The following is a 23931-nucleotide window of genomic DNA, read 5'->3' as shown; positions in this document are numbered from 1 at the left end:
ATCCCGTGCGGCGACAGCGGGAAGTATTGCAGTTGACACCGCGCGGGATCCTTCGACTCCCTTCGTTCGCTCAGGATGACAAAAAGGACCTCGCCGCCTGCCCCGACAGCCCCCAGATTGGGAAACATCGCAACAGGAGGATTCAAAAGCGCCTTGGCTTGGTGAGCGTAAAGCCGAGGCGCTTTTCTTGTGGTCGACCCTTACCGTACGTTGACGGCGGCCATCAGGGGAATTAAAGTCTTGTCGATTATGATTCGCTACAGGGAAAGAGGCTTGTTTTCTATGACTGATTCACCGTTTCGCGGCGTAATCCCCCCGGTTGTCATTCCGCTGACCGAGAAGCGCCAGCTCGACCTGGAAGCACTCGAGCGCTCCATCAACCGCATGATCGATGCGGGCGTGGACGGCCTGTTCTTCCTCGGCTCCTCGGGCGAGGTGGCCTTCCTCACCGACGCGCAGCGCTACCACGTGCTGCAGGAGGCCATCGCCATGGTGCACGGGCGCGTGCCGGTGCTCACGGGCATCATCGACATGGAAACCATGCGCGTGATCGACCAGGCCAAGCGGGCCACGGGCTACGGCGTGGACGCGCTGGTGGCCACCGCCCCGTTCTACGCGCTGGGCGGCCCGAAGGAAGTGGAGCGCCACTTCCGCGCCATCCGCGAGCACACCGACCTGCCGCTGTTCGCCTACGACCTGCCCGTGTGCGTGCACACGAAGCTCGACCCCACCATGCTCGTGCGCTTGGGCGCCGACGGCGTGCTGCAGGGCGTGAAGGACTCTTCCGGCGACGACGTGAGCTTCCGCTGGCTCTGCCTGCAGAACGAGGACGCCGGCCATCCGCTGCAGCTGCTCACCGGCCACGAGGTGGTCGTCGACGGCGCGTATCTGAGCGGCGCCGACGGATCGGTTCCGGGCCTGGCCAACATCGACCCCGCGAGCTACGTGGAGCAGTGGCGCGCCGCGCAGGCGGGCGACTGGGAGCGCGTGCGCGAGATCCAGAACCACCTGGCCCGCCTCATGTTCGTGACGCGCGAGGTGAAGGCCACCGTGGGCTTCGGCGCCGGCGTGGGCGCGTTCAAGACGGCTCTGTGGCAGATGGGCGTGTTCAACACGAACCAGATGCGCGAGCCCGTGTGCGCGCTCGAGGGCGAGGACGTGGACCACATCGTCGACGTGCTCAAGAAAGCCGGCCTCATGGACGCCGACGCCCCGACGCGCGAGTCGCATTGGAGCGCCTGCCCCGTCTTCGGCTGCTCGAACTAAGGGGGCGCCGTGACCGCTGACAACACGCAGAAGCTTATCGAGGCGCGCGACTGGATCCGCCAAGAGCTGGACGCCTGCATCGACTTTTGGCTGAAGCACGGCATGGACCGCGAGAACGGCGGCGTGTACACCTGCCTCGACCGCACCGGCGAGATCTACTCCACCGACAAGAGCGTGTGGATGCAGGGACGCTGCGCCTGGACGTTCTCCTACCTGTGCCACCTGTACGGCGAGAAGCCGGAATGGATGGAGGCCGCGAAAAGCTGCCTGGACTTCCTGGAAGACCACTGCATCAACCACGAGGCGGGCGACCGTTTGTACTTCACGGTGACGGCGGAGGGCAAGCCGCTGCGCCAGCGCCGCTACAACTTCTCCGAGGGCTTCTACGCCATCGCGAACGCCGAGTACTACGGCCTCACGAGCGAGGAGGTGCACCTCGAGCGCGCGCGACGCGCGTACCATATGATCTACGACCTGAACAACGGCCTCGTGGAAGACCCCACGGGCCTCGGTCCCAAGACCATCCCCGAGACGCGGGCTGGCCGCGCGCTGGGCGATCCGATGATCTTCCTGAACATCATCGGCATCATGCGCCGCGTGGACCCCGCGCACGCCGACGAGTACGACCGGCACGCACGCGAGTGCACCGACCGCATCGTGAACGAGCATTACCGCCCGGAGCTGGGCTGCACGCTGGAAAGCGTGAACCTCGACGGCAAGCCCGAGCTGTGGTACACGGCCGGGCGCGTGGTGAACCCGGGCCACGACATCGAATGCAGCTGGTTCATGATGGACGAGGCCAACTACCGGGGCGACCAGGCGCTGCACGAGGCCGCCGAGAACATCTTCCGCCTGGCCATCGAAGCCGGCTGGGACAAGGAGTACGGCGGCCTTCTGTACTTCATCGACTGCAAGGGCCTGCCCACCGAGGCCTACGAGCACGACATGAAGCTGTGGTGGCCCCACAACGAGATCATGATCGCCGCGTCGAAGGCCTACCGCGACACCGGCGACGAGTACTACCTGAACTGGCTTCTCAAGACGTTGGACTACTGCAAGGAGCACTTCGCCGACCCCGAGTACGGCGAATGGTACGGGTACCTGCGCCGCGACGGCCTGCCCACCATGCCCCCCACCAAGGGCTCCACGTTCAAGGGCCCCTTCCACGTACCCCGCGCGCTGTCCATGACCGAGCGCGTGCTGACCGAATTGATAGGAGATTAGACCATGAACTACCTGGGTATCGATTACGAGATCAAGAACGTGCCCGTTCTGGACGAGCAGTTCATCCCCTTCGGCGTGTGGGCGCGCGAGTACCTGAAGGGTGCCACGCAGCCCATCGCCGTGGCCGTGGAGCGCGAGGACGGGCTCATCTCGGTGCGCGAGAGCTTCATCCGCGGCGGCGAGTTCGCCGAAGCCGACTTCCGCTATGTGGAGCGCCTGGTGAAGTTCGAGCTGTGGAGCATCGGCGGCTTCCGCGTCTACCTGCGCGGCTGCGACGACATCGCGGCGAAGCTGGCGGCCGCGTACTCGCCCGAGGGCGAGCGCGCGTTCGACTACGGCTTCGTGGGCGACGTGTACGAGAAGCCGCTCGAGGTGGTGGCCTGCTCCGAGGCCGACTTCCCCGCCGCCAACGAGTCCGCCAAGCAGATCGGCGGCCACATGGAGGGCTGCCGCATCGGCTTCGACGCCGGCGGAAGCGATCGCAAGGTGTCGGCCGTCATCGACGGCGAGTCGGTGTACTCCGAAGAGGTCGTGTGGTTCCCGAAGGTCACCGAGGACCCCGAGTACCACTTCAACGAGATCGTGACGGCCTTCAAGACCGCCGCGTCCAAGATGCCGCGCGTGGACGCCATCGGCGTGTCGTCCGCCGGCACGTTCGTGGGCAACAGCCCCATGGTGGCATCGTTGTTCATCAAGGTGCCGCGCGAGCGCCGCGACGAGGTGAAGAGCATCTACGACCGCGCCGGCAAGGAGATCGGCGACGTGCCCCTGGTGGTGGCCAACGACGGCGACGTGACCGCACTCGCCGGCTTCATGAGCACGGGCTCGGGCGACATCCTGGGTATCGCCATGGGCACCTCCGAGGCCGTGGGCTACGTGAACGCCGACGGCAACGTGCTGGGCTGGATCAACGAGCTGGCCTTCGCGCCGGTCGACCTGTCGCCTGACGCCATGCAGGACGAGTGGTCCACCGACTTCGGCGTGGGCTGCAAGTACTTCAGCCAGGACGCCGTCATCAAGCTGGCGCCGGCCGCCGGCATCGAGCTCGACCCCGAGCTCTCCCCCGCCGAGAAGCTCAAGGTGGTGCAGGGCCTGGCGAACGAGGGGCATGCGGGCGCGCTGGACATCTTCCGCTCCATCGGCGTGTACCTGGCGCACACGCTGGTGCTGTACAGCTCGTTCTACGAGATCAAGACGCTGCTGGTGCTGGGCCGCGTGGCCTCCGGCGTGGGCGGCGACCTGGTCATCAGCGAGTGCAACCGCGTGCTGGCCGAGGAGTACCCCGAGCTGGCCGAGCAGATCAACGTCACGCTGCCCGACGAGATGATGCGCCGCGTGGGCCAGTCCGTGGCCGCCGCCAGCCTGCCGGCGACGAAGTAGACGGCAACCGACAGAGCCGAGCCTTCAAAGGGCCGCTGCACCTCGCAGCGGCCCTTTTTCGCGCCGTGTGCCGATTCCGCGCATTCCTCGTTCGACGTGGCGAAACAAACCCTTCCAAAACCAAATGAAGGCGCTATACTTTACCCTTATACTCATAGCCTCCCGCGCGGGACGATGACAAGGAGTGATCGTGCAGTCGCTGCTCTACATCGAGGTGAACCTGCTGTGCCTGCTCATCCTCGTGCTGGTTCTGTTCAAGGTCCGCATGGGGAACGACTTGCGCAATCGGCAGTTCTGGTTCTCGGCCGTCCTGATGGCGAACATCCTTGCCTCCTTCCTCGACATCCTGTGGATCCTGGTCACCAAGGGTTCCATGCACGTGGCGCCGCTCGGCAGCTTCTGCATCAACGCGGCGTACTACCTCATGGCCTCCGTCGGCAGCTTCTGCTGGTTCGTGTACTCGGAGAAGGTGCAGAACTCGCGCTTCGTGGCCTCGCGTGCGCGGATAGTCGCCTGCGCGGTGCCCCTCATGGTCTCGTTCGTGCTGGTGCTGTCGTCCTACTGGACGGGATGGGCGTTCAGCATCGACGCCGACGGCGGATACGAGCGCGGCAGCCTGTATTACGCGCAGTTCTTCATCGTGTACGGGTACGGCCTGGTGACGGCCGCCCATGCGCTTTTGGGTTCGTTCAAGAAGGAGAACTTCGCGGTTCGCTCGCAGTACCTGGCGCTCATGTACTTCGCCATCCTGCCGTTGCTGTTCATCACGCTGCAGGCCCTCGCCCCGAACGTGCCGCTCACGTGCGTGGGCGTCGCCGTCGCCCTTTTGTGGGTGTTTCTGGACATGCAGGAGCAGAAGATATCGCTCGACCCGCTCACGCAGCTGAACAACCGCACCCAACTGGCGAAGCACGTCGCGCAGCGCATGCGCCATCGCGATGCGGGCCAGACGCTGTGCCTGTACTTGGTCGACGTGGACCACTTCAAAGCCATCAACGACACGTACGGCCACGTGGAGGGCGACCGGGCGTTGCAGCGCGTGGCCAACGCCCTCAGGCGCTGCTGCGCGGACGGCTCGGGCTTTCCCGCGCGTTACGGAGGCGACGAGTTCGTGCTGGTGCGGGATTCCGCAAGCCCCTGCGACGCGAAGGCGATCGGCGCGTACCTGAACGCCGAACTCGCGCAAGGCAACGCGGGAGAGCCGGCGGAATACTCCATGCGGGTGAGCGTGGGATCGGCGGCTTACACGGAGGGGGTTCGCACCCTGCAAGACCTCGTGCACCTGGCGGACAAAGAGCTCTACCAGGTGAAGGCGGCGCGAAGCGATTCGTAGCGGGCGCTTCGCAGGTTTGTTCGGAATAGGAGACGAAGGCGGCGAGCGCATGGTGCGCTCGCCGCCTTGTTTTCGTTCTTGCTCGTCACCGCGCCGGGCGCTCTGGAGAGCGCCCCTACGGGGAAGGCCGTTTTGACCTCAAAGATGCAGCCCCCCCCCCCCCCACGGAGGCCGCTCTCGCTTCCCTCTTAGGACATGAGCGGCTTGCCGCGCAGGATGACTTGCTTGACCTCGAGCGTTTCCTGATCCAGCAGCACGGCATCGGCCACGCAACCGGGCTCGAGGGAGCCGTAGCGACCCTCCAGACCGAGCGCGCGGGCCGGGTTGGCGCTCGCGGCCTTCACGGCGCTCGCCAGCGGGATGTCCATGTCGCGCACCGCCACGTACAGGCAGCGCATGAGGTCGCTCACCGAACCCGCCAGCGCCCCGTTCTCGATGGTGGCCACGGGGCCGCGCACCGTGACGTCCTGGCCGCCCAAATCGTAGGTGCCGTCCTCGAGCCCGGCGGCGCGCAGCGTGTCGCTGATGAGGATCATGCGGTCGTCGCCGAACATATTGAACGCCAGGCGCACCATGGCGGGATGGATATGCACGCCGTCGGCAATGATCTCCGCCGTCACGTCGTCGCGCTCGGCCGCGGCCGGAATGGGACCGGGCTTGCGGTGGTGCATGGGGTCCATGGCGTTGAACAGGTGCGTGAGCTGGCGCGCGCCCAGCTCGAAGGCGTGCGCGGCCGTGTCGTAGTCGGTGCAGGTGTGCGCGAGTGAGATGCGCACCTCCCCCGCCATCTCCTTGATGAACTCGTCGGCGCCCGGCTCCTCGGGGGCGATGTCCACCAGCTTGAACAGCCCGCCGGCAGCTTCCTGCAAGCGGCGGAACTCCTCCACGCCGGGGTTGCGCACGTAGTCGGGGTTCTGTGCCCCCACCTTGCTGGGCGAGATGAACGGCCCCTCCATGTTGATGCCCACGAGGTCCGCCTCGTCTTCGGCCGGCTCGTAGGCGGCCGCCGCCTGCGCCGCGCGCGCGAGCACGTCCTCGGGCAGCGTCATGGTGGCCGGGCACATGGCCGTGACGCCGCGCGAAGCCTCGTAAGCGCCCATCTTGTGCAGCCCCGCAAGGTCGCCGTCGCTGATGTCGGCGCCCGCGCTGCCGTGGAAGTGCAGGTCGACCAAACCGGGGATCACGTAGCAGCCGCTTGCGTCGACGACCTCGTCGCCGCCCGCCCCAACGTCGCCCACCTCCGCGAACCGCCCGCCGTCGATCGCAAGAACGCGTTCGGAAAAACCTTCACCGTCGAAAACCGCACCGCCAACTATGCGCATAGTCCCTTCCTTTCTGTTTTTCACCCATTCTGCCATGTCGCTCGAAGAAGCAGAAGGGCCTCCACCAAGCAAGCAGAGACCCTTCGTGCCATCGTTTCCTCCCGCCTGCAGCCCGCCTTGAAGGCAGGGCGACCGTTCGGGTTGGCGAGCTTTCGCGAAGCGTGCGAGGAAACCCGAGCGACCGCCCGGCTCGCCCGCAGGTTCGGATCATTACTTGCAGAGCTCGCCGGCCGCCGGGTCCACGATGACGGTGGCGTTGGGATGGAACTGCAGAATGGAAGCCGGCACCTGCGGCGTCACGGGGCCGAAGAAGGCGCGTTTCACGATCTCGGCTTTGTGGGCGCCCTCCACCACCACGAGCACGCTGCGCGCCGCCATGATGGTGCCGATGCCCATGGTGTACGCCTGACGCGGCACGTCGTCGACGGAGTCGAACAGGCGGCTGTTGGCCTGGATGGTGCTCTCGGTGAGGTCGACGCAGTGCGTGGCCGCCGGGAACGTGTCCTCGGGCTCGTTGAAGCCGATGTGGCCGTTCGGCCCCAGGCCCAACAGCTGCAGGTCGATGCCGCCCGCATCCTCGATGGCCTGCTCGTAGGCGGCGCACACCGCGTCGGCGTCGGGGTTCGACCCCTCGGGCACGTGCGTGCGGGCCTGGTCGATGTCCACGTGGTCGAACAGGTGCTGCTTCATGAAGTAGCGGTAGCTCTGGTCGTGCTCGGGCGCCAGACCGCGGTACTCGTCGAGGTTGAACGTGGTGACGTCGGCGAAGCTGATCTTGCCTTTCGCGCAATCCTCCACGAGGCAGGCGTACAGGCCGATGGGCGTCGTGCCGGTGGCCAGGCCCAGCACGCAGGCAGGATCGGCCTCGACGAACGAGGCGATGCGGTCGGCCGCCTGGCGGCTCATGTCCTCCGTGCTCTCGGCGATGATGAATTCCATGGGACCTCTCTTCTCTTGCGTTCTTACCGTACAAGCCGCCGCGTCCTCGGAGGCGCAACGGCGCGGCCCGCAGGCGCTCGGAGGGCGCCGGGCGGGAGTGAAACCTATGTCCAGAACTGGGCCGTTTCGATGACGTTCTGGTACGCCCACGGGTACACGTCGGAATACCAGCCCGTCTCGGGAACGAAGCACAGAAGCGCGCTGTAGAGCACCGAAACGGCAACCAGCGCAAGCAACACCTTCATGAACAGGTTCTGCGCGGTCGAGCCCGGCGCGAGGTTCTCGTTCACGATGAACACCAGCAGCACTACGGCCGCCAGGAACATGAAGCTGAAATCGGCGAAGTAGCGCTGCAGGATGCCGGCCATCTCGGCGTCGAGCAAAGCCACGATCACGCCCGACGCGAGCAGCACCACGATCACGCCCATGATGGTGCGCGTGGAGCGCTGGCGCATGCGCAGCGTGAGGATGCGCTTCGCGAACGGCAGCACCCACAGCACGGGCAGGCACGCCAAAATGCCGCCGAACGTGACCTCCTTGATGGTCTGCCCCATGTAGGTGGTGTCGAACGGCGCCGGCTGGATGTAGGGGAACACGCCCGTCGCACAGGGCGGTTGCAGGAAGTACGCGAACAGGGCCGGCGCAAGGCGCCCCAGCTTCCAGCCGCGCTTCGTCATGTCGTTCACGGTGAGGTTGTAGTTCGCCCCGAAGTCGGTGAGCGAGCCGAAGCGCGCGTAGTTGTACCCCATGAGGCCGGCGGCCACCACCACGTACGGAGCCACCAGGCAGGCGAACTCCCGCGCGCCGCGCGCCGTGAGCAGCCGCTTCTCCGTGATGTACGTGCGCCAGAACAGCGGGAAGGCCAGAAGCGACAGCACGACGAGCTGCGGGCGGCAGCCCACCACGAGCGCCATGCAGAGCGACCCGGCCAAGTACCACTTCTCCGGGCCGGTAGCGCGCGCTGCCGAGGCGCGGCCGCGCATCCAGAAGTACAGGCCCCACACCGAGAACGCCAGCCCCAGCATGATGGGCAGCGAGTAGAACGTGGGGAACTTCAACAGGTACAGAATGCCGCAACAGGTGACCAGCGGTATCTGCAGAAGCAGGTACAGCCCCAGGCTCACCCGCTTGAAATGGTAGCGCGCGAAGCGGTCGAGCAGCGCCGAGCAGCCCAGCACGAAGGCGATGCAGGCCAGCAGAACCCCGATGGCCGTGGGGAAGTTGGCTCCGGTGATCAGATAGAACGGCAGGTAGAACAGCACGACCGGCACCACGCCGAAATAGACGTAGTAATGCCCGTCGTGGTAGGCCACGTCGAACAGGTACGGCTCCCCCGTCTCCTTCTGGGCCTCGTCGCGCGCGCCCTTGTCGTACGGATCGGACATGTCCTGCAGCCATTGCGGCGGCTCTTCCTCAAGGTAAAGCTGGCCGTGGGCCATGGCCTTGGCGAGCTCCGCGTACTGCTGGGCGTTGTCGCCGCCCACCTCGAACGTGTTCACGATGCTGCGGCCGTCCCACGAACCGCTGTTGTAGCTCTGCGTGGCGACGCCCACCAGGTTCGAGCCCATGAACAAAAACGAGGACATGAGGCTGACCTCGATGACCACGGCGGCGATGATGGCCGCCTTCGACTTGCGCGGCTCGTCCACGATATGGATGCGGTAGATGGCCGAGCGCGGACGGAACGCGAACGCCAGCAGCAGGATGCCCGCCATGGCCAAGAAGCGCCCTCCGTTGAAGTCGAACGGATGGCGCGCGTTGAGCACGACATCGGTGAGCTTGATGGGGTAGCTCACGTCGTCGCCCGTGATCTCGATCTTCAGGTTGTCCACGAGGCCCGACGTGTTCAGGTTGATGTACTCGCTCTGGTCGCACAGCGTGGACAGCGACACGTCGGGCACGCCCACCGTGTACTCGGTGGAGTCGAAGTACGTGTGGTGCGCGTCATCGGTGAACTGGATCTTCACCGTCAGCTCCTGCGCGGGCTGCCGGTAATCGAAGTTGAGCCAGATGTTGTGCACCTCGGTGTTGAGGTTGGAGAACTCCAGCGTGTGGTTCACCGCTGTGAGCTTGTACTGCTCGTCCACCGTCTCCTGCAGGTTGAGCTTGCCGTTCAAGCTGATGGGATGATAGCCCGCCGACGTGAAGTAGTTGATGTTGAACAGGAACGTTTCCAGCAAAAAGGCCAGCGCGAGGATGGCGAGGATGCTCTTCGCCAGATGGCGCACCGCCGGCCGATGCGCGCGCATGAAGCTCGTGTAGGCGTAGGATATGTTCTGGCGAACCGTGGGCATACTGGTAACGAATTATACGGCATGGACAGGCCCGGTCCCGCTAGAAAAAAGGAACGGACGAACATGGTGTTCGTCCGTTCCGTCAAAGCTTTGCAGGCTCGCCCGGTTACAGGTTGAGAGCCTTCTTCACGTCGGCGTACACGACGTCGGGATCGCGGTCGCCGTCGATGGAGACCAGCAGGTCGCAGCCGCGGTAGTAGTCGATGAGCGGCGCCGTGGACTTCTCGTACACGTCGAGGCGGTTGCGCACCGTGGCCTCGTTGTCGTCGTCGCGCTGGTACATCTCGCCGCCGCACTTCGGGCAGGTCTCGTCGGCTGCGGTGCCGATGTAGTTGCAGTCGCGGCACATGCGGCGCGACGTGAGGCGCTTGACGATGACCTCGGGGTCCACGTCCACGAGCAGCGCCGCGTCCAGCGGGCGCTCCAGCTTCGAGAGCTCGGCGTCGAGCGCGACGGCCTGGGCGGACGTGCGCGGGAACCCGTCGAGGATGAAGCCCTTCTCGGTGTCCGGATCCTGCAGGCGCTCGGTCACGAGGCCGATGATGACGTCGTCGGGCACGAGCTCGCCGGCGTCCATGTAGGACTTGGCCTTCTTGCCCAGCGGCGTGCCGGCCTTGACGGCCGCGCGCAGCATGTCGCCCGTCGAGATGTGCGGCGTGGCGAACTCCTCGACCAGCTTGGCCGCCTGCGTGCCCTTCCCAGCACCCGGCGCCCCCAACAACACGATATTCATGATGTGATTTCCTTTCGACATACCATCGATGCTCCGTATTGTAGCAAACTGAGAAGCACGCCGATCATATTTCAAGAGAAAGATGGACGAACCCGCAGCCAGAAAGCACGGCCCGGCGCGAAAAGCACAACCGGAACACAGCGGAGACGAGCAACGAGAGCGGAGAAAGAAGACCGAACGCAGCCGGCCCCGCGCATGCGGGGCCGGCCGGAAACTTCCCCGTGCAGGAGGGGTTGCCGGGGACGGAGGGATTCGGGCGATGAGGCTCTCTTACGCGGCCTCCATAATCATGATGGCGATACCGCGGTAGAAGCCGGTGCGGGCCGAAGCCTTCATCTCTTTCGCATACTCGTACGCCCATCGGCCCAAATGCTGGGCCATGAAGCTCTCCCGTGTCTGAGCGAGCCGCGACGCACGCTCGATGTCGTCTTCCTCCAACGCGGTCAACTCCTCATTCAAAAGATGCTCGATGAAAGCGAACTCCACCCCTATCTGATCGGGGCTGTCCTTCGCTTCGTCGGTCATACGGCAACCGTTTTCGGCGTAGAACCGATTCAGGCTGCCGAGCGTCCCTTGAGTGGGATTGTCGATGTAAAGCGATTCGTACGGAGGCCGAAGCTCGTTCTTGTTGGCCCCGCGCACCAGACGGACCCGGTCCTTCGCCAGTTCAGTCAGCGTCTCCTGCACGGGCCGGTCCCGCCGCTCGTGGGCATAGCGCTCGATCTCGCGCAGCCCCACGTCATCGGATGCGGACAACGACGCGGTTGTCAGCAGGCTTTCCACCAGCCCCTCGTCGGGCAGCGTCAGAAACAGCGAGCTCAAAAACGCGAAAGCAGATCGCTTTTCCTCGAGCTCTTGACGGTATCCTTCGGATTCGATCATCGTCTTCAGCCTCCTTAATCGGCTTATGCCCGGTCGCCCGTGTCTTCGGACGGCACAAGCTTGCTGTTGATCACGATCACGACAAGCAGCACGGCCAAACCGAGCACGGCTGCGGCCACGAAGAACTCGTTCATGGTGGGCACGTAGGACTGCACCGTCTGGGGGCCGTGAGCCGGAGCGAGCAGCGGGATGGAGATGTTGCTGGCCATCTCGCCGTAGGTGGGATACACGCTGCCGCGTACTACGAAGGCGAACTTCGAGAGCAGCAGGCCGGCAAGCACGCACCACGACGCAATCACGTTCCGCTTCATGGCGAAGAGCACCACCGGCGCAACGATGCCCACGATCGCACCGGCCCAGAACACGGGAGCATAGGATCCGAACATGACAGCCTCAAGGGCTTTCAGGGCGAAATCGTCGCGATAGGCCAGCAGCAGCCCCTCGGCCGCCACGAGCAACGCATTTGCGAGCAGTACGGCGATGGCGAACTTAGGCAGGTCAACCGAGTTCTCTTCGGCCTTGAACTTCAGCAGCAGGGCCACGGAGGCGCCGGCGGCGAGCGTCTGAACGACAGCCACACCGATTTCAGATGTGGACTCCCACCCCAGTTTGCCGGGAAGCGAACAAAACATGATGGCGGTGCCGGTCACTAACAACAGGGAGAACGCAGCTGAACCCACGGAACCCGCTTTCGCCAGGCCCTGCTTGTTCCAACGCAAGCCGACGAACAACAACACGCCGAACACGAGGGTGGCGCAGAGCAGCCAAACGTCGAGCATGAGTGGCGACGTTGCGTTGGGCGCGAAGAACAGGCGCCACGAGGTGAGCGGATGACCCAAATCGGGCATGATGGCCAAACCGGCGCAGGCAGCGCACACCACGCCGACGACGGCGAGCTTGATGCGAACCGCAACGGCGGCCTTGCGACCAAGCGCGGCGAACAGCAGCGCGCCGGCGCCAATGGCTTCGAGGGTCAAAAACAGGGTGATGTACAAACCCCAGGGCACGTACATGGTGATGGAGGTGGCACCCTCGACCCAAGAGTACTGCTGCGCAAGCCCGAACGCGCCCAAGCCCAGCACTACCACGCACGCGGCTATGAGGCCGAGAAACGCGTTTTTCTGCATTTTGAGATCCATTGCTTCCTCCTTCTCCTACACGAGTCCGGCATAGTACACGCTCGGCTTGGTCCCGAGCTCTTCATTGAGCGGTTTGGCACCCAGCTCCTTGATCTTGGCGTTGATTTCGGAGCTCGGATCGTCCAGGTCACCGAACCAGCGGCTTTTGGTAATGCACGTCTGCACGCACGAAGGCTCTTTGCCCTCGGCGGTGCGGCCATGGCACATCACGCACTTCTCCACCACGCCGACGGGGTGCTCGGAAGCGCGCATCTGCTCATACGGGGTCATCTCGTAACCCTCGTAGTACGGATGGTCTTCCTGCTTCGCGTCGTGATAGCTGCGAGCGTTATAGGGACACGCGTTGATGCACATCCGGCAGCCGATGCATTTTTCGTAGTCGATCTGCACGCAGCCGTTCTCGTCGTGGTAGCTTGCCCCGGTGGGGCAGCAATTCACGCACGGAGCATCTTGACAGTGCATGCAGGCGGACGGGAGCACCACCTGGCCGGAATTCGGGTAGGTGCCGTACTCGCCCATGAGCACCTTGCACCAGTACATCCCCGACGGAGTGGCGTTTTGATATTTGCATGCCATGGTGCAGGCATTGCACCCAGCGCACGTGCCGGCGTCTATCAGCATTCCATAACGGGTCATCGGTCATTCCTCCTTTACGCCTTGTAGACTTTGACGCGGACAGTGTCGATGACGCCTCCGTGAATCGGGTCGATGTAGCCAAAATCGCCGCTCATAATATCGTTCATGTTCGTGTCCTCAAGCAGGTCCCTGCCCATCCAGGACGTCTTGCGACCCCGGGCTCCGCCGATAGCGACGGTGTCGGGACGGATGGTCTCGGTGAGGTGCGTCTTACCCTTGGTCGTGCCGAAGGGGGACTCGACCACCATCTGGTCGCCTTCCTCCAAGCCCTTCTCGGCAGCGGTTTTCGGGTTGATCAGCACAGCGTTGGCATCGGGTTGGTAGCGGGCCGAATAGTCACGGCGGATGGGATCTTGGTCCATGTTCGCCAAGCGGAACATGTAAAACGGCGTGCGATAGTTGCAGGCGAACAGGTCGAATTCTTCGGGCTGGTTGTCGATCTGGCGATGCTCGGGCCAGTACGGCACGGCACAGTAGCGGCGACGCAGTTCGTCGATCGGGTACTTGATGGCACCCTCGAGATCGAAGCCGTTCTCCTGGACCTCGCGCAGTTTCGGAATGAGGAAGTCGCCGGAGCGCTTCTGAGCCTCGAGGTACACGGTGAAGCGAATGTCTTGGTTGCGATGGGACGGATACACGTCGGCGCCGTAGAAGCCGTTGTACGGCATCATCTTCACCTTGTCCAGATGATCGAGGCCCTTGTCGTCACCAAAGGCCGACTTCAGGCAGCGGTCGAACATCTCCTCGGCGGTGTACTTGACGCCGGGCTCCAGCTTCCACTTGGGGTCGTCGAACTGCACGGCGGCAGGAGGAACCTGGCCGAAATCAGTGAGCGCAGCATAGCCGATGCAGCCGTTGTGGTTGGCCGTCTCGTTCCACAGGTCGATGAGGCCCATGCGGTCGAATATCTCGATGAGCTGATCGTTGCCATCCATCGTGTTGAACATGGGTTTCATGCCCTTGCGCACCACGACGCCGCGGTTGGAGGCGGCGAAATTCGGGTCGGTGTTGGTGGCCGATCCCTCGTTGCCCGGGAAGAGGTGACAGGTATGCGTTTCGAGCGACGCATGTTCGGGAAGCAACAGGTCAGAAAGCATGGCCATCTCGTCCATATGATAGCAGCCCTGGTAGATGACGTAATCCACGCTCTTCATAGCCTGCTCCGCGATTTCCGGATCGGCGGTCACCGTGATGGGGTTGGAGCCGCACGACACCACAACCGACGGCTTGTAGTCGAATCCGTATTTCTCAGGATCGCACATGGTGCGCATCATGAGGGTGTTCGTGGAGTGGCGATGCGGGAACACGTCGGCGTAGTCCAGGCCCTGCGGCGGCCAATTGAAACTCGTGCACGTCTTGGCCTCGAAGTATGGCTCGGTGGTGCCGTCGACTTTGTTGGGCAGGTAGTCGCAATACATGTTGGAGATGATGCCGCCTGGATAGCCGATGTTTCCCAACAGCATGTTCAATACGCGGCTGTAGATGTCGCACAGCGTGCCGTCCTCTTGGTTGGTGATGCCGCGGCCGATGATGACGGCGGCGGGACGCAAGGGAAGCGTTTGCCCGTCGATCACCGTGGTGGCGCCGAAATCGGCGTACTTCACCAGGTTGTTGGCTATCTCGCGGATCTTTTCGGCAGGAACGGTGCTGTATCCCTCGGCCCATTCCGGCGTGAAATCCTTGAGAGATTCCTTGAAAGCCCGGAAAGCGGGCTGACAGGAAACACCGTTTACGTCATACTGGCCGAACAGAGCAGGATCAACGAGCGATGCATCATCCCAAGTCTTGGCGGAGTTGGACGACGCATCCCAGATCAGCGGCTTGCCTTCTTCACCGCGGACGTAATCGCCCTCGGCGTTGACCAGGTAAGGTGAGTTGGTCCTGTTCTTGACGAACGGCTCGTCGAAGCCGTTCTCTATCTCGTAGAGCATGCAGTGCATCCATGCGTACACGAGCGATAGGTCGCTGCCCAAGCGGGCAGAAACCCATTCGCCGCGCGTGGCCTCCATGGAGGCGCGAGGACCGACCGTGACGTACTTCAGGCCGCGGCGGATGCCGTCGGCGAACGAGCGCGCGTCGCCGCCAGCCAAACCGGAGTCGTAACCCACGGACTTGCCCAAGATAACCAGGTAGTTGCAGTTGACAACGTCGTAATTCACCGTCGGGAACGCGGAAAGCGTGTAACAGCCGCCATAATGGATAGCGCACATCTGCCCCTTGGTGGAACTGGAATTGGGGGTGCCGAGCGCATGAGCCCACAGGCCAATTCCCAAGGTAGCATGGCCGCTTTCGTAAGGGGCGAAGCTGTACATCTGCACGAGCTTGCGAATGTCCGTGTCATAGCACTCCCTGATTTTCTCGGCCGCGATGTCAAGAGCCTCGTCCCAGGTTATCTCCACCCAACCCGGATCGATCTCCATGCCCTTCTCGGGATTGGTGCGCTTCATGGGCGCTTTTATGCGGTGCGGGTTGTACACGTTCATAATGGCGCTCTTGCCGCGGGGGCAAAGCGTACCGGCGTTGTTCGCGCGGTCTGGATCCCCCTCGATGTTCACGACCACGCCGTCCTTCATCGTAGCAACGAAGCTGCAGCTACCGCACAACATGCACATGCGGCAATGGCCGTACACCTCGCCTTCTTCGCCGGCGTCAGCCGCGTTAGGCGTGCTTGCGAAAGCTTTGACAGGCTTGTACGCCAGCGAGCCCCCCAGAGCGGCGGCGGCACCCAAGGCGCCCGCGCCCTTCAACAGGGTGCGTCTCGTGACGCTCATCGTGTTCAGGTTCATACTTACCTCCTCCTGGATTCTTTTCAGTTCGAATTCGTTGACCGTTGATTTAGATTCAGACCATCACCCCTCCCCTCGTGGAAGCGCATCGTCTCGTGATTCGAGCGCACGCGTCCGAACATCGCACAGCGATGCGTTTGCTTGGTTCGTTGGATTGACTCGGCCGAAGCGGCGCCGAAAGTCTTGAGTTATTCCGAAGCCTCCGCCTTATGCACCCTTCCCTCGAAGAGGATGTCCAGCTTCTCCCTGAACTTCAACTCGTAGGGATAGTCGTATCGGTACATGCCCTTATCGAGCTCTTGGAAAAATATAGCAACTATGATCTGGGAGAAGGTGCGGCTGTCGAACGAACCGGTCAGCTCGCCCTCCTCCTTCGCACGCTGGATGACGGCGGCGTAGATGGACACGAGCTCCGCTCTTGTGGCAAGCTCGGTGTCGAGATGGTCCCGGCTCGCATATATCTCGTAGCTGTAGGCAAGCCGGATATCGTTCGCTTGGAGTTCGGTCACGTCCTCGTCAGCGTCCTCGGACGAGAAGAATATTTTCTGCGTCCCACTGATATCCTCGAGTAGGATGGCCAGAACGGCCTCGCGCACCGGCATGTCCTCAGGTAGGCTTTGAGCATACGCTTTCAGATGGTCGACCGAGTTCTTACCGATCTCCATGAGGAAGTCGCCCTTCGAGGGATAATAGCGGTAGAGGGTGCCCGTGGAAACATCCGCTGCTTTCGCGATGTCGTTGAGCGTCGTGTTCTGAAACCCGTCCCTCAAGAAGAGGTCCGCGGCGACTTGATAGATGCGCCGCTTCGTCTTGGAACTGCAAATATACCCCTTGACCGCCATGAGATCTCCCTTCTGAACGTCTATCGATCTCACTGCTTTTTAAGTTCAAACTCAATATTGAGTTCAAACTTATCATAGAGGCTGCAAAAGGATTTGTAAAGTCCAAAATTGAGTTCGTACTCAATTTTCTTGACGCATCGCAGGGAAATAACAACCTAATTGTACTTGACCTGGTTTTTCATATGCTCTAACCGTCGATCGGCTTCGGATCCGAAAGCTCTCGAACGCCTACTTCTCTCATGCAGTAGAAGCCTTCGGGCTGCTCCTCCAGCACATTGATGCTTTCGGCGAACGCTGCCTGTGGGCATGCTCTCCGTGCCGTAGCCAGATATGCACGCGAAAACACTATGCTGGGAACGGCCATGTTAATACCGTAGGGAACCGTTGCGCCCTCAGCCCACTCCCTTACGGTGGCCACATCGTCTCCAAACGCCTTAGCGCACTTCAGAAAGAAGTCGTCTTCGTCGCGCTCCATCCACGGATAAGCCTGGCGCAGCTCCGAACCGACCATAAACACCTTGTTCTGCAGATTGATCTGCCCGGAATTCCTGTTGTCCGCGCTGCAATAATGGACGCCGATCTCCAAATGTTCCCGAACGGCGAACTCCATCAACTCAAGCGCCTCCCGTTCGCTGCGCGCAACGGGAACCCCACCGCTATACCAATAATCGTACAGGAATCGATACGGACGCTTGCGCAGTTCAAAGCCGCGTTTGCGGAATTCGTTGGCGTTGTTCAGCGGGAAGCAGAACTCCAGCAAGTTGATCCCGCGGGCGCCAAGTGCGCTTGCGCGCCGCAAGAGACCCTTCATCTCTTCGAGCGCACCGGGAATCACCGGCACCTCGACGACCACATCCGGAAGCATGTCAACGGCCTTCGCCATCGCAGCGTACACATGCTCCTGATTGTCATCTGAATCAAGGGGCTTCACGCTGAAGCGAATCTCAGACAGTCCGCTTTCAGCGAGCTCCGCAAGCGCCCCTTCGTCGAGAAGGTCGCCATTGGTGTAGAGGCGCTTATGCGCATGCGGGTACAGCTCGGTAGCGCGTTTGAAGAAAGCCACCACCAGGTCTTTGTGCAAAAGCGGCTCTCCCCCCGTTACGGCAAGACAGTGGTACGACGCGCCGGCGGAATGCGCCTGCTCAAGCTCGAGCACGATATCACGTGCATGGCATCGAAAGCGGCCATAATGGGGTTGGTTCGCATTGAAGCAGAAATAGCAGTTCTTCGTGCAGCGCAAGTCCACGAAAAGAGATCCCGTGCCCTCTCCCGTGCGGCACGACAAGCATGCAGGCGATATCCAGTTCCGCCAGAGCGAGGAACCGCCGTTCTCGTAGTGGCACGCGCACCTTCGACATGCCCTCTCACGCGCCGAGCGGGGAGACGATTCCGTTTTCTCGAAAGGCACGCCGTTTTTCCCCATAGCGTTCTCAAAATCATCCTCAACCTCGCTGAACATCTGAGCATACTCCCCAAGATTCATGCCGAACCTCCCCAAGACTCTCCCAGAAAGTCATCTTGCGCCTTCTTGGCCACCGAGGCGGCGTCAATCGAAGCCCCGCACACAACGCAGACCTTCGCCGAGGGGCCGTTCAACGTACCGCACGCGATACAATAGCCGGGAACCCGATCCATCGACACCGCGAACGCCGAGGCCTCCCCTCGACACCTTCCACAATTCACGCACGCATATCCGCACATGAAGCCCTCCTAATAATCCCGACCGAATAGCATAGACGGGCAGACCTGTCCTTTGCATGTCCGCCCGTCTGGTTCGAAGGGTCGCTATCTACGCTTTTCGGGAAACACTATCTCACTCGGAAATTACTCACCTAAAACGGCGAACTTGAAAAACCGCTTATACCAGGGAGCCATAGGGGAAGATGCTTCTCTCCCGATAAGCATCGCAACACGTCAGTGCATCACTCGACCGCTGCGTCAGCATCGGACATACGTCGGCGGACAGCGCTTCTGCCCTTCACGCGAGCTAGGTGGCCGGCGCCGGCCACCACGCCCATGCAGCAGAAAACGATCAGCACAACGAGATTCGTAAGTATGCCCGTCCAGTCTCCAGCCAACATACCCCGAACGGCCATGTACACGGCCTCGCCGAAGCCGATAACCAAGATACCGGTTCCCGCACCCGCAAAGCCGCCAAGCGCGCCCATGATGCCGAGCGCTGCAGCCAGCGCACCCGCCCCAATGCCCACGAGCAGTATTTTGGGCGGAATCGAACCGGTATAGTTTTGGATGACCTGGAACGTTGCGCAGAACGCGCCACCGATAAAAAATGCAGCAACAATGCCTTCCATTGGAACCTCCCCTACGCCATAAAGAACGCCGCGACGGCAACGATGATGGCCAGCAACGCACCCGTGCCCACGACCCAGAGAAACAGATCGAGCAACGCCAAGACACCCTTGCCCGCGCCGCCTTCTCTGGCAGCGCCCTCGTAGGTGTCGGCCAACGCGCATGCGAAGCCGTTGAACACCAAGATAGAGCCCCAGCCTGTTTTCGCGGCCAGCTTCTGGTGAGCGCCCGCGACAAACATCACCACGCCCACCACGCCCATGGAAAGCAGCGTGGCTGCCATGGTGTAGGGCGAGGTCGGACCGAGAACGGATACCCACATCATCAAGAACAGCTGGCCTATGGCGCAGTAGAGGCCACCCATAAGAAACGCAAAAACGTATATCTTGCATTCTTTCATAAACGCACCCCTTACGTCTCCTTGCGGGGCCGGACAGCATCGATCACCGCCCGACCCCGTTTCCAACAGTTGGTTAGAGCGCGAACAGAACCTTGCTGCTGCCGGCTTCCATGGTGGCAGCCAGCTCTTTCAGCTTGCCGTACTCCACGCACTTCGCTTGGCAATGCTGCACGCAGGTTGGAAGCTTGCCCTCCGCCACGCGCGGCGCGCAGCCGTTGCACTGTTTGGTTAGAGCCGGCAGGTAGGACAGCTGCCAGTCGCCCTCGGCGATCTCCCAGGGGCCGATCTCCTGGACGATGATGCCGGTCTGCCCGACGGGCAGACCGTTGTGCATCTGGCATGCCATCTCGCAGGTGTGACAGCCCGTGCACCATTCGGTGTCGATAAGAAGTCCGTAAGCCATGGTTTACTCCCCTTCCTGAACCTTGTACAGCTTGCAGATCGAGGTCTTGTAGTTGGCGCCGAAGCCGGACTTGCCGCAAGACATCGGAACAAGGTTGTTAATGTTGACATCGAACACGTCGTACAGCTTCTCGGGATCGCGTTCGGGCAGCCACCAACCGTGGTCGCAGGACACTACGCGCGGATCGACGATAGGAGTGATCTTGACGGTACGCTTGGCACGACCCATCTGATTCTCGACCCATACCCACTCACCATCGGTGAAACCGAGCTTTGCGGCGGTCTCGGGATGTATCTCGATGTAAGGCCAAGGATCCATACGACGCAGACGGTCGACCTGTCGATGCTCGGAGTGGAAAGAACTCCAACGACGCGCACCGGTGGTCAGCACGAAGGGGTATTCGTCCATGAGCTCGGGCGTTGCTCCCGGACCGGGGTTCGGCTCGTCGAAGTACGGCATCGGATCGAGACCGCACTGGTTGTAGAACGTGGACCACAGCTCGATCCGGCCGGTGGCGGTGTTGAAGCCGGGCTGACCGTCGGCACGCAAAAGACCCTTCTCGTAGCGCTTGTATTCGAACGGAAGGTACAGGGGAGCCTGCTCGCGCAGCTCGGGGAAGGTCAAACCGGTGGTGGCAATCATCGACGAGAGCATGTCTTCGATGCTGTCCCACGGCCAAGCCTCGGGGTTGAGTCGTTTGCCCAGCATGAGGTTGATCTCAGCATCGGACTTCGCCTCGCCGACCTGGCAGACCTTGTTGATGACCTCGCCGCGTTGCAGACCGTCGCCCAAGCGCAAACCGTCCTTTTCGGGATAGGTTGCGGCCGGCAGCACCACATCGGCGCATGCCATGGCCGTCGGAGTCATGAACAGGTCGACGACGACGTTGAACTCAAGGCGCAGCAGCGCATCCAGAACCATCTTCGGCTCGGCACCCATGCAGGCGATGGCGTTGTTGGTTTGCAGCCAGATGCCACGCATCTTGTACGGCTTGTCCGAGAGCATGGTCTTCAGCAGTTCGTCGGTCTGAGCAACCTGGAATCCCAAAGCCAACAACGGATACGTATCCAGTCCGATGCGCTTCGCCTTCTGCTCCTCGCTGATAAGCTCGCCGCCCCAACCGCCGGAGTAGGCGATCAGCTCGACGGGGAAGATGTTGCCGCCGGGAACATCGACGTTGCCAGTGATTTGGAACAGGCCAACGATAGCCTGACCAGCCGGCAACGCTTCCTTCACCATATCGACGGCAAGGCCCCATTGCATGGCGGCGGGCTTGCTTTCGGCCAGCAGGCGAGCAGCACGCACGATCTGCTCTTCGGGGACCCAGGTGATCTCGGCAACCTTAGCCGGCGGGTACTCTTGCACGCGCTCGCTCAACTCGTCGAAGCCGTAGGTCCACTTCTCGACGAAGTCGTGATCGTACAGGCCCTCGTTGATGATGACGTTCATCATGCCCAAGGCCAACGCGGCATCGGTGCCGGGACGCAGACGCAGGTGCTCTTCAGCCTTCAGGGATAGCCAGGTAACGCGAGGGTCTACCATCATGATCTTCATGCCGCGTTTCATCAGATCGATCATCCAGTGACCGTAGAAGCCGTCGGAGTTCGCGCGTAACGGGTAGTTGCCCCACAGAACCATCAGCTCAGGACAGCGCCAATTCGGGTTATCGTAGCGGTCCGGGAACTGCTGCGAGCAGTCGGCAACCGTGTAGCCGCCAGATGTCGCAGCCATACCGGCAACGCGCGGCAGGTAGCAGGCCAAACCCGAAAGGGCGAAGCACGTGTAGTTCGGAGAGCCGTAGGACCAAGCCAGGCGAGTGATCCAAGACGAGATGTCGCGACCGGTGCCCTGACCGAATATGATGGTTTCAGCCCCATACTTCTCACGGATCTCGATGAACTTGTCAGCCACATAATCGATAGCCTCGTCCCAACTCATACGCTCCCATTTGTTCTTGCCGCGATCCTTCGGATCGCGCTTCATAGGATAGAGCAGACGATCTTTATGGTTGGTCACTTCGGGCAGGGCCAGACAGCGCACGCACAAACGGCCGTCGTTGTACGGGTTTTCAGGATCGCCCTCGACCTTCACCAGCTTGCCATCCTCGTCAGTGTACAGCAGGACGCCGCACCCGAGATGACAGCCGGGGCCGGTCCACGCGCTGCCGCGGGTGACGGTGAGCCCTCCTTCCTGGTACTTGTACGGCTTCTCATGCGGAACGGTCAAGTACTCGTTTTCAGCCATGAACTCCACCTCTCCTCTCATCTTGTCCTATCCGCCGCAAAGCGGATACAATGGGCCCGACCGAACTATCGCCCCCTCGCTGACTCGTCATCTGGGAAGAGGGCTTGCCAAGCGTTCGATCGGGCTTTCTCGCACCATAGCGAGGCGCAAGCGTGGAGTGCTATCGACCGAAACGGTGTTTTTGGTGCGTGAAGTTGGGAAAAAGTCTGATTGACGGGGGGATGGCAGTATGGAAAACAGTATTAAACCGTCCTATGAACAGGGAGAACGCGGAAGTTCCGCCATATTGGTAAGTATATCTTTGGGGTTTTCCCTTTTCTGGATGCTGTTCTTCACGGCACTCTTGTACGATCCCTTTGCCAAAGTGGCGCTGCCCGCCGACGCACTGGCCCTACCTTTGCCTATTGCAATGTGCGCAGGACTCGCCGTCACTGACGTCCTCGTATTCAAGATGTGCGATTTTTTCTCAGGGGAACGCGGACACAAGGTCATGTGGGCCATCGTGTCTTGCTACGCCATCATACCGGCCATAGTGCTTTTCACGCAGGCTATCCGTGGAGCCATCGTGCCGACACCGTTCGCTTTCGCCGCATGGTCCGTTATCGGCATCGGTCTTGGGTTCTTGTTGGCGCTGTGGTCGGAGTTGCTGGTCAGCTTCGTGAAAGGCTTCGCGTCGAAGGCTATCGCGTTCTCGGCGTGCATTGGGGCGGTGCTGTACTTTGCCATGAGCAGCCTGCCAACGCTTTTAGGCATATGCTTTCTATGCGTGGCCTCACCGTTGAGTCTGGCGCTATTGCGTTTGCTGGAGAAGGAAACACCTGCCGCACCCTTCGTCCCGCGTGCGGAATGCATCAAGAGGCATCGACTGACCAAACCCATCGACGCACTGAACACCCTGTACAGTGCCGTATTCGGACTAGCTATTTTCATGCTGTCGCGCACGCCCCCTTCCCTTTCGCTTTATGGCGGCATCACGCTCGCAATTGCCGCAGGCGCGCTGTTCATGGTGCCGTTCTTCAGCAAAAACACCGACAAGATGATGCACGGCATGGTGCAGAAGATCCTCTTCCCCATCTTAGTCATCGGCCTTATGCCGCTGCCCTTTGTAGACGGGATCCTGCAGGTTCTATGCATGCTGGTCATTCTGATGGGCTATATATGCCTGACGCTCGTCAACCTTGATTCACTGTACTGTCTCGTGAAGAAATACAAGGTGACTTCGCTTTACCTGGTGGGACGGGGACATAGCCCCATATTGGTGGGCGTTTCTATAGGATACCTCATCGGATACGTAGCCTTTACGAACGCCGTCGGCAATATGTATCTGGCCTTCACCTCTCTGGCGCTCGTCGTTCTCATGTCGGTGTTCGTCACCACTATCGACTTCGATCCCGATCATCTGAAAGAAGAGCACGAGGACGCAGAGCACCAGCAAGCCGACAAGGGTCGATGGAAAACGAAATGCGCGACGATCGCCGAAGCCCATGACCTATCTGCCCGCGAGATCGAAGTGTTCAATCTATTGGCAAAAGGCCGAGGCACCGCCTACATTCAGGACAAGCTTTACATATCGCCGCATACGGTGAAGTCGCACACGTACAAGATATACCGAAAACTCAACGTGAATTCCCGCGAGGAACTACTGACGCTCATCGAAAATGCGCCCTCAGGCGAGGAGAGGATCGAAACATAAGCGAGACCGCGAAGAATGCGGCTTCTCGACAAACCCGACCACCGGCAGCTGGCGTAAAACGACGGGAGGGCCGGCGCCGCGAACGGCGCCGGCCCTCCCCTTTAC

General features: G+C 61.6%; 19 protein-coding genes. 5 read left to right on the top strand and 14 right to left on the bottom strand.

What is annotated here, in order from left to right:
* Positions 1-282 precede the first annotated feature (282 nt).
* The 4 genes from HCH03_RS11070 (at position 283) to HCH03_RS11055 (ending at position 5203) form a co-directional block, all read left to right on the top strand.
* Positions 283-1266 carry a dihydrodipicolinate synthase family protein gene (locus HCH03_RS11070; protein WP_221689541.1) on the top strand — a complete coding sequence of 328 codons (984 nt, stop codon included), beginning with the start codon at positions 283-285 and terminating at the stop codon, positions 1264-1266.
* A gap of 9 nt (positions 1267-1275) precedes the next feature.
* Positions 1276-2490: an AGE family epimerase/isomerase gene (locus tag HCH03_RS11065; protein ID WP_221689540.1), complete on the top strand. Its 1215-nt coding sequence runs from the start codon at positions 1276-1278 to the stop codon at positions 2488-2490.
* Positions 2491-2493: 3 nt separating this feature from the next.
* Positions 2494-3870 carry an ROK family protein gene (locus HCH03_RS11060; protein WP_221689539.1) on the top strand — a complete coding sequence of 459 codons (1377 nt, stop codon included), beginning with the start codon at positions 2494-2496 and terminating at the stop codon, positions 3868-3870.
* 190 nt (positions 3871-4060) lie between these two features.
* Positions 4061-5203 carry a GGDEF domain-containing protein gene (locus HCH03_RS11055; protein ID WP_221689538.1) on the top strand — a complete coding sequence of 381 codons (1143 nt, stop codon included), beginning with the start codon at positions 4061-4063 and terminating at the stop codon, positions 5201-5203.
* Between the two features lie 188 nt (positions 5204-5391).
* Here the strand turns inward: HCH03_RS11055 and nagA are convergent, their stop codons facing one another.
* The 14 genes from nagA to HCH03_RS10985 form a co-directional block, all read right to left on the bottom strand.
* Entirely contained in the window at positions 5392-6525 is a 1134-nt protein-coding gene (gene nagA, locus HCH03_RS11050) for an N-acetylglucosamine-6-phosphate deacetylase (protein WP_221689537.1), read from the bottom strand.
* A gap of 210 nt (positions 6526-6735) precedes the next feature.
* The gene (nagB, locus tag HCH03_RS11045; protein ID WP_080142474.1) at positions 6736-7464 is read right to left on the bottom strand and encodes a glucosamine-6-phosphate deaminase; all 729 of its coding nucleotides are present in this window, start codon (positions 7462-7464) and stop codon (positions 6736-6738) included.
* A 104-nt stretch (positions 7465-7568) separates the two neighbouring features.
* Positions 7569-9758, bottom strand: a complete 2190-nt coding sequence (locus HCH03_RS11040; RefSeq protein ID WP_221689536.1) for a cytochrome C oxidase Cbb3 — start codon at positions 9756-9758, stop codon at positions 7569-7571.
* A 106-nt stretch (positions 9759-9864) separates the two neighbouring features.
* Entirely contained in the window at positions 9865-10491 is a 627-nt protein-coding gene (locus HCH03_RS11035; RefSeq protein ID WP_221689535.1) for an adenylate kinase, read from the bottom strand.
* A 270-nt stretch (positions 10492-10761) separates the two neighbouring features.
* Positions 10762-11373, bottom strand: coding sequence for a TorD/DmsD family molecular chaperone (locus tag HCH03_RS11030; RefSeq protein ID WP_221689534.1), 612 nt, complete (start codon positions 11371-11373; stop codon positions 10762-10764).
* A gap of 23 nt (positions 11374-11396) precedes the next feature.
* Positions 11397-12512 carry an NrfD/PsrC family molybdoenzyme membrane anchor subunit gene (gene nrfD / locus HCH03_RS11025; protein WP_221689533.1) on the bottom strand — a complete coding sequence of 372 codons (1116 nt, stop codon included), beginning with the start codon at positions 12510-12512 and terminating at the stop codon, positions 11397-11399.
* Between the two features lie 15 nt (positions 12513-12527).
* Complete coding sequence (locus HCH03_RS11020) at positions 12528-13148, bottom strand: 4Fe-4S dicluster domain-containing protein (protein WP_221689532.1); 621 nt, start codon at positions 13146-13148, stop codon at positions 12528-12530.
* Between the two features lie 14 nt (positions 13149-13162).
* Positions 13163-15934 (bottom strand): molybdopterin-dependent oxidoreductase, encoded by a 2772-nt coding sequence (locus HCH03_RS11015; RefSeq protein ID WP_221689531.1) that lies wholly within the window; start codon positions 15932-15934, stop codon positions 13163-13165.
* Positions 15935-16122: 188 nt separating this feature from the next.
* The gene (locus HCH03_RS11010; RefSeq protein WP_221689530.1) at positions 16123-16776 is read right to left on the bottom strand and encodes a TetR/AcrR family transcriptional regulator; all 654 of its coding nucleotides are present in this window, start codon (positions 16774-16776) and stop codon (positions 16123-16125) included.
* 187 nt (positions 16777-16963) lie between these two features.
* Entirely contained in the window at positions 16964-18199 is a 1236-nt protein-coding gene (locus tag HCH03_RS11005; protein ID WP_246599982.1) for a radical SAM protein, read from the bottom strand.
* A gap of 499 nt (positions 18200-18698) precedes the next feature.
* Positions 18699-19088 (bottom strand): SpoVA/SpoVAEb family sporulation membrane protein, encoded by a 390-nt coding sequence (locus HCH03_RS11000; protein WP_221689528.1) that lies wholly within the window; start codon positions 19086-19088, stop codon positions 18699-18701.
* 11 nt (positions 19089-19099) lie between these two features.
* The gene (locus HCH03_RS10995; protein WP_221689527.1) at positions 19100-19486 is read right to left on the bottom strand and encodes a SpoVA/SpoVAEb family sporulation membrane protein; all 387 of its coding nucleotides are present in this window, start codon (positions 19484-19486) and stop codon (positions 19100-19102) included.
* 73 nt (positions 19487-19559) lie between these two features.
* Complete coding sequence (locus HCH03_RS10990) at positions 19560-19889, bottom strand: 4Fe-4S binding protein (RefSeq protein ID WP_221689526.1); 330 nt, start codon at positions 19887-19889, stop codon at positions 19560-19562.
* Between the two features lie 3 nt (positions 19890-19892).
* Positions 19893-22133 (bottom strand): molybdopterin-dependent oxidoreductase, encoded by a 2241-nt coding sequence (locus HCH03_RS10985; RefSeq protein ID WP_221689525.1) that lies wholly within the window; start codon positions 22131-22133, stop codon positions 19893-19895.
* Positions 22134-22362: 229 nt separating this feature from the next.
* Here HCH03_RS10985 and HCH03_RS10980 point away from each other — a divergent pair, with 229 nt between their 5' ends.
* On the top strand, positions 22363-23826 hold the full coding sequence (locus HCH03_RS10980; protein WP_221689524.1) for a response regulator transcription factor: 1464 nt from the start codon (positions 22363-22365) through the stop codon (positions 23824-23826).
* Positions 23827-23931: the final 105 nt, after the last annotated feature.

Source organism: Gordonibacter massiliensis (ex Traore et al. 2017) (assembly GCF_019731765.1).
Classification (GTDB): Bacteria; Actinomycetota; Coriobacteriia; order Coriobacteriales; family Eggerthellaceae; genus Gordonibacter; species Gordonibacter massiliensis.
Note: the sequence above shows the minus strand (reverse complement) of the source record. Positions and strands in the feature narration are given on the sequence as shown.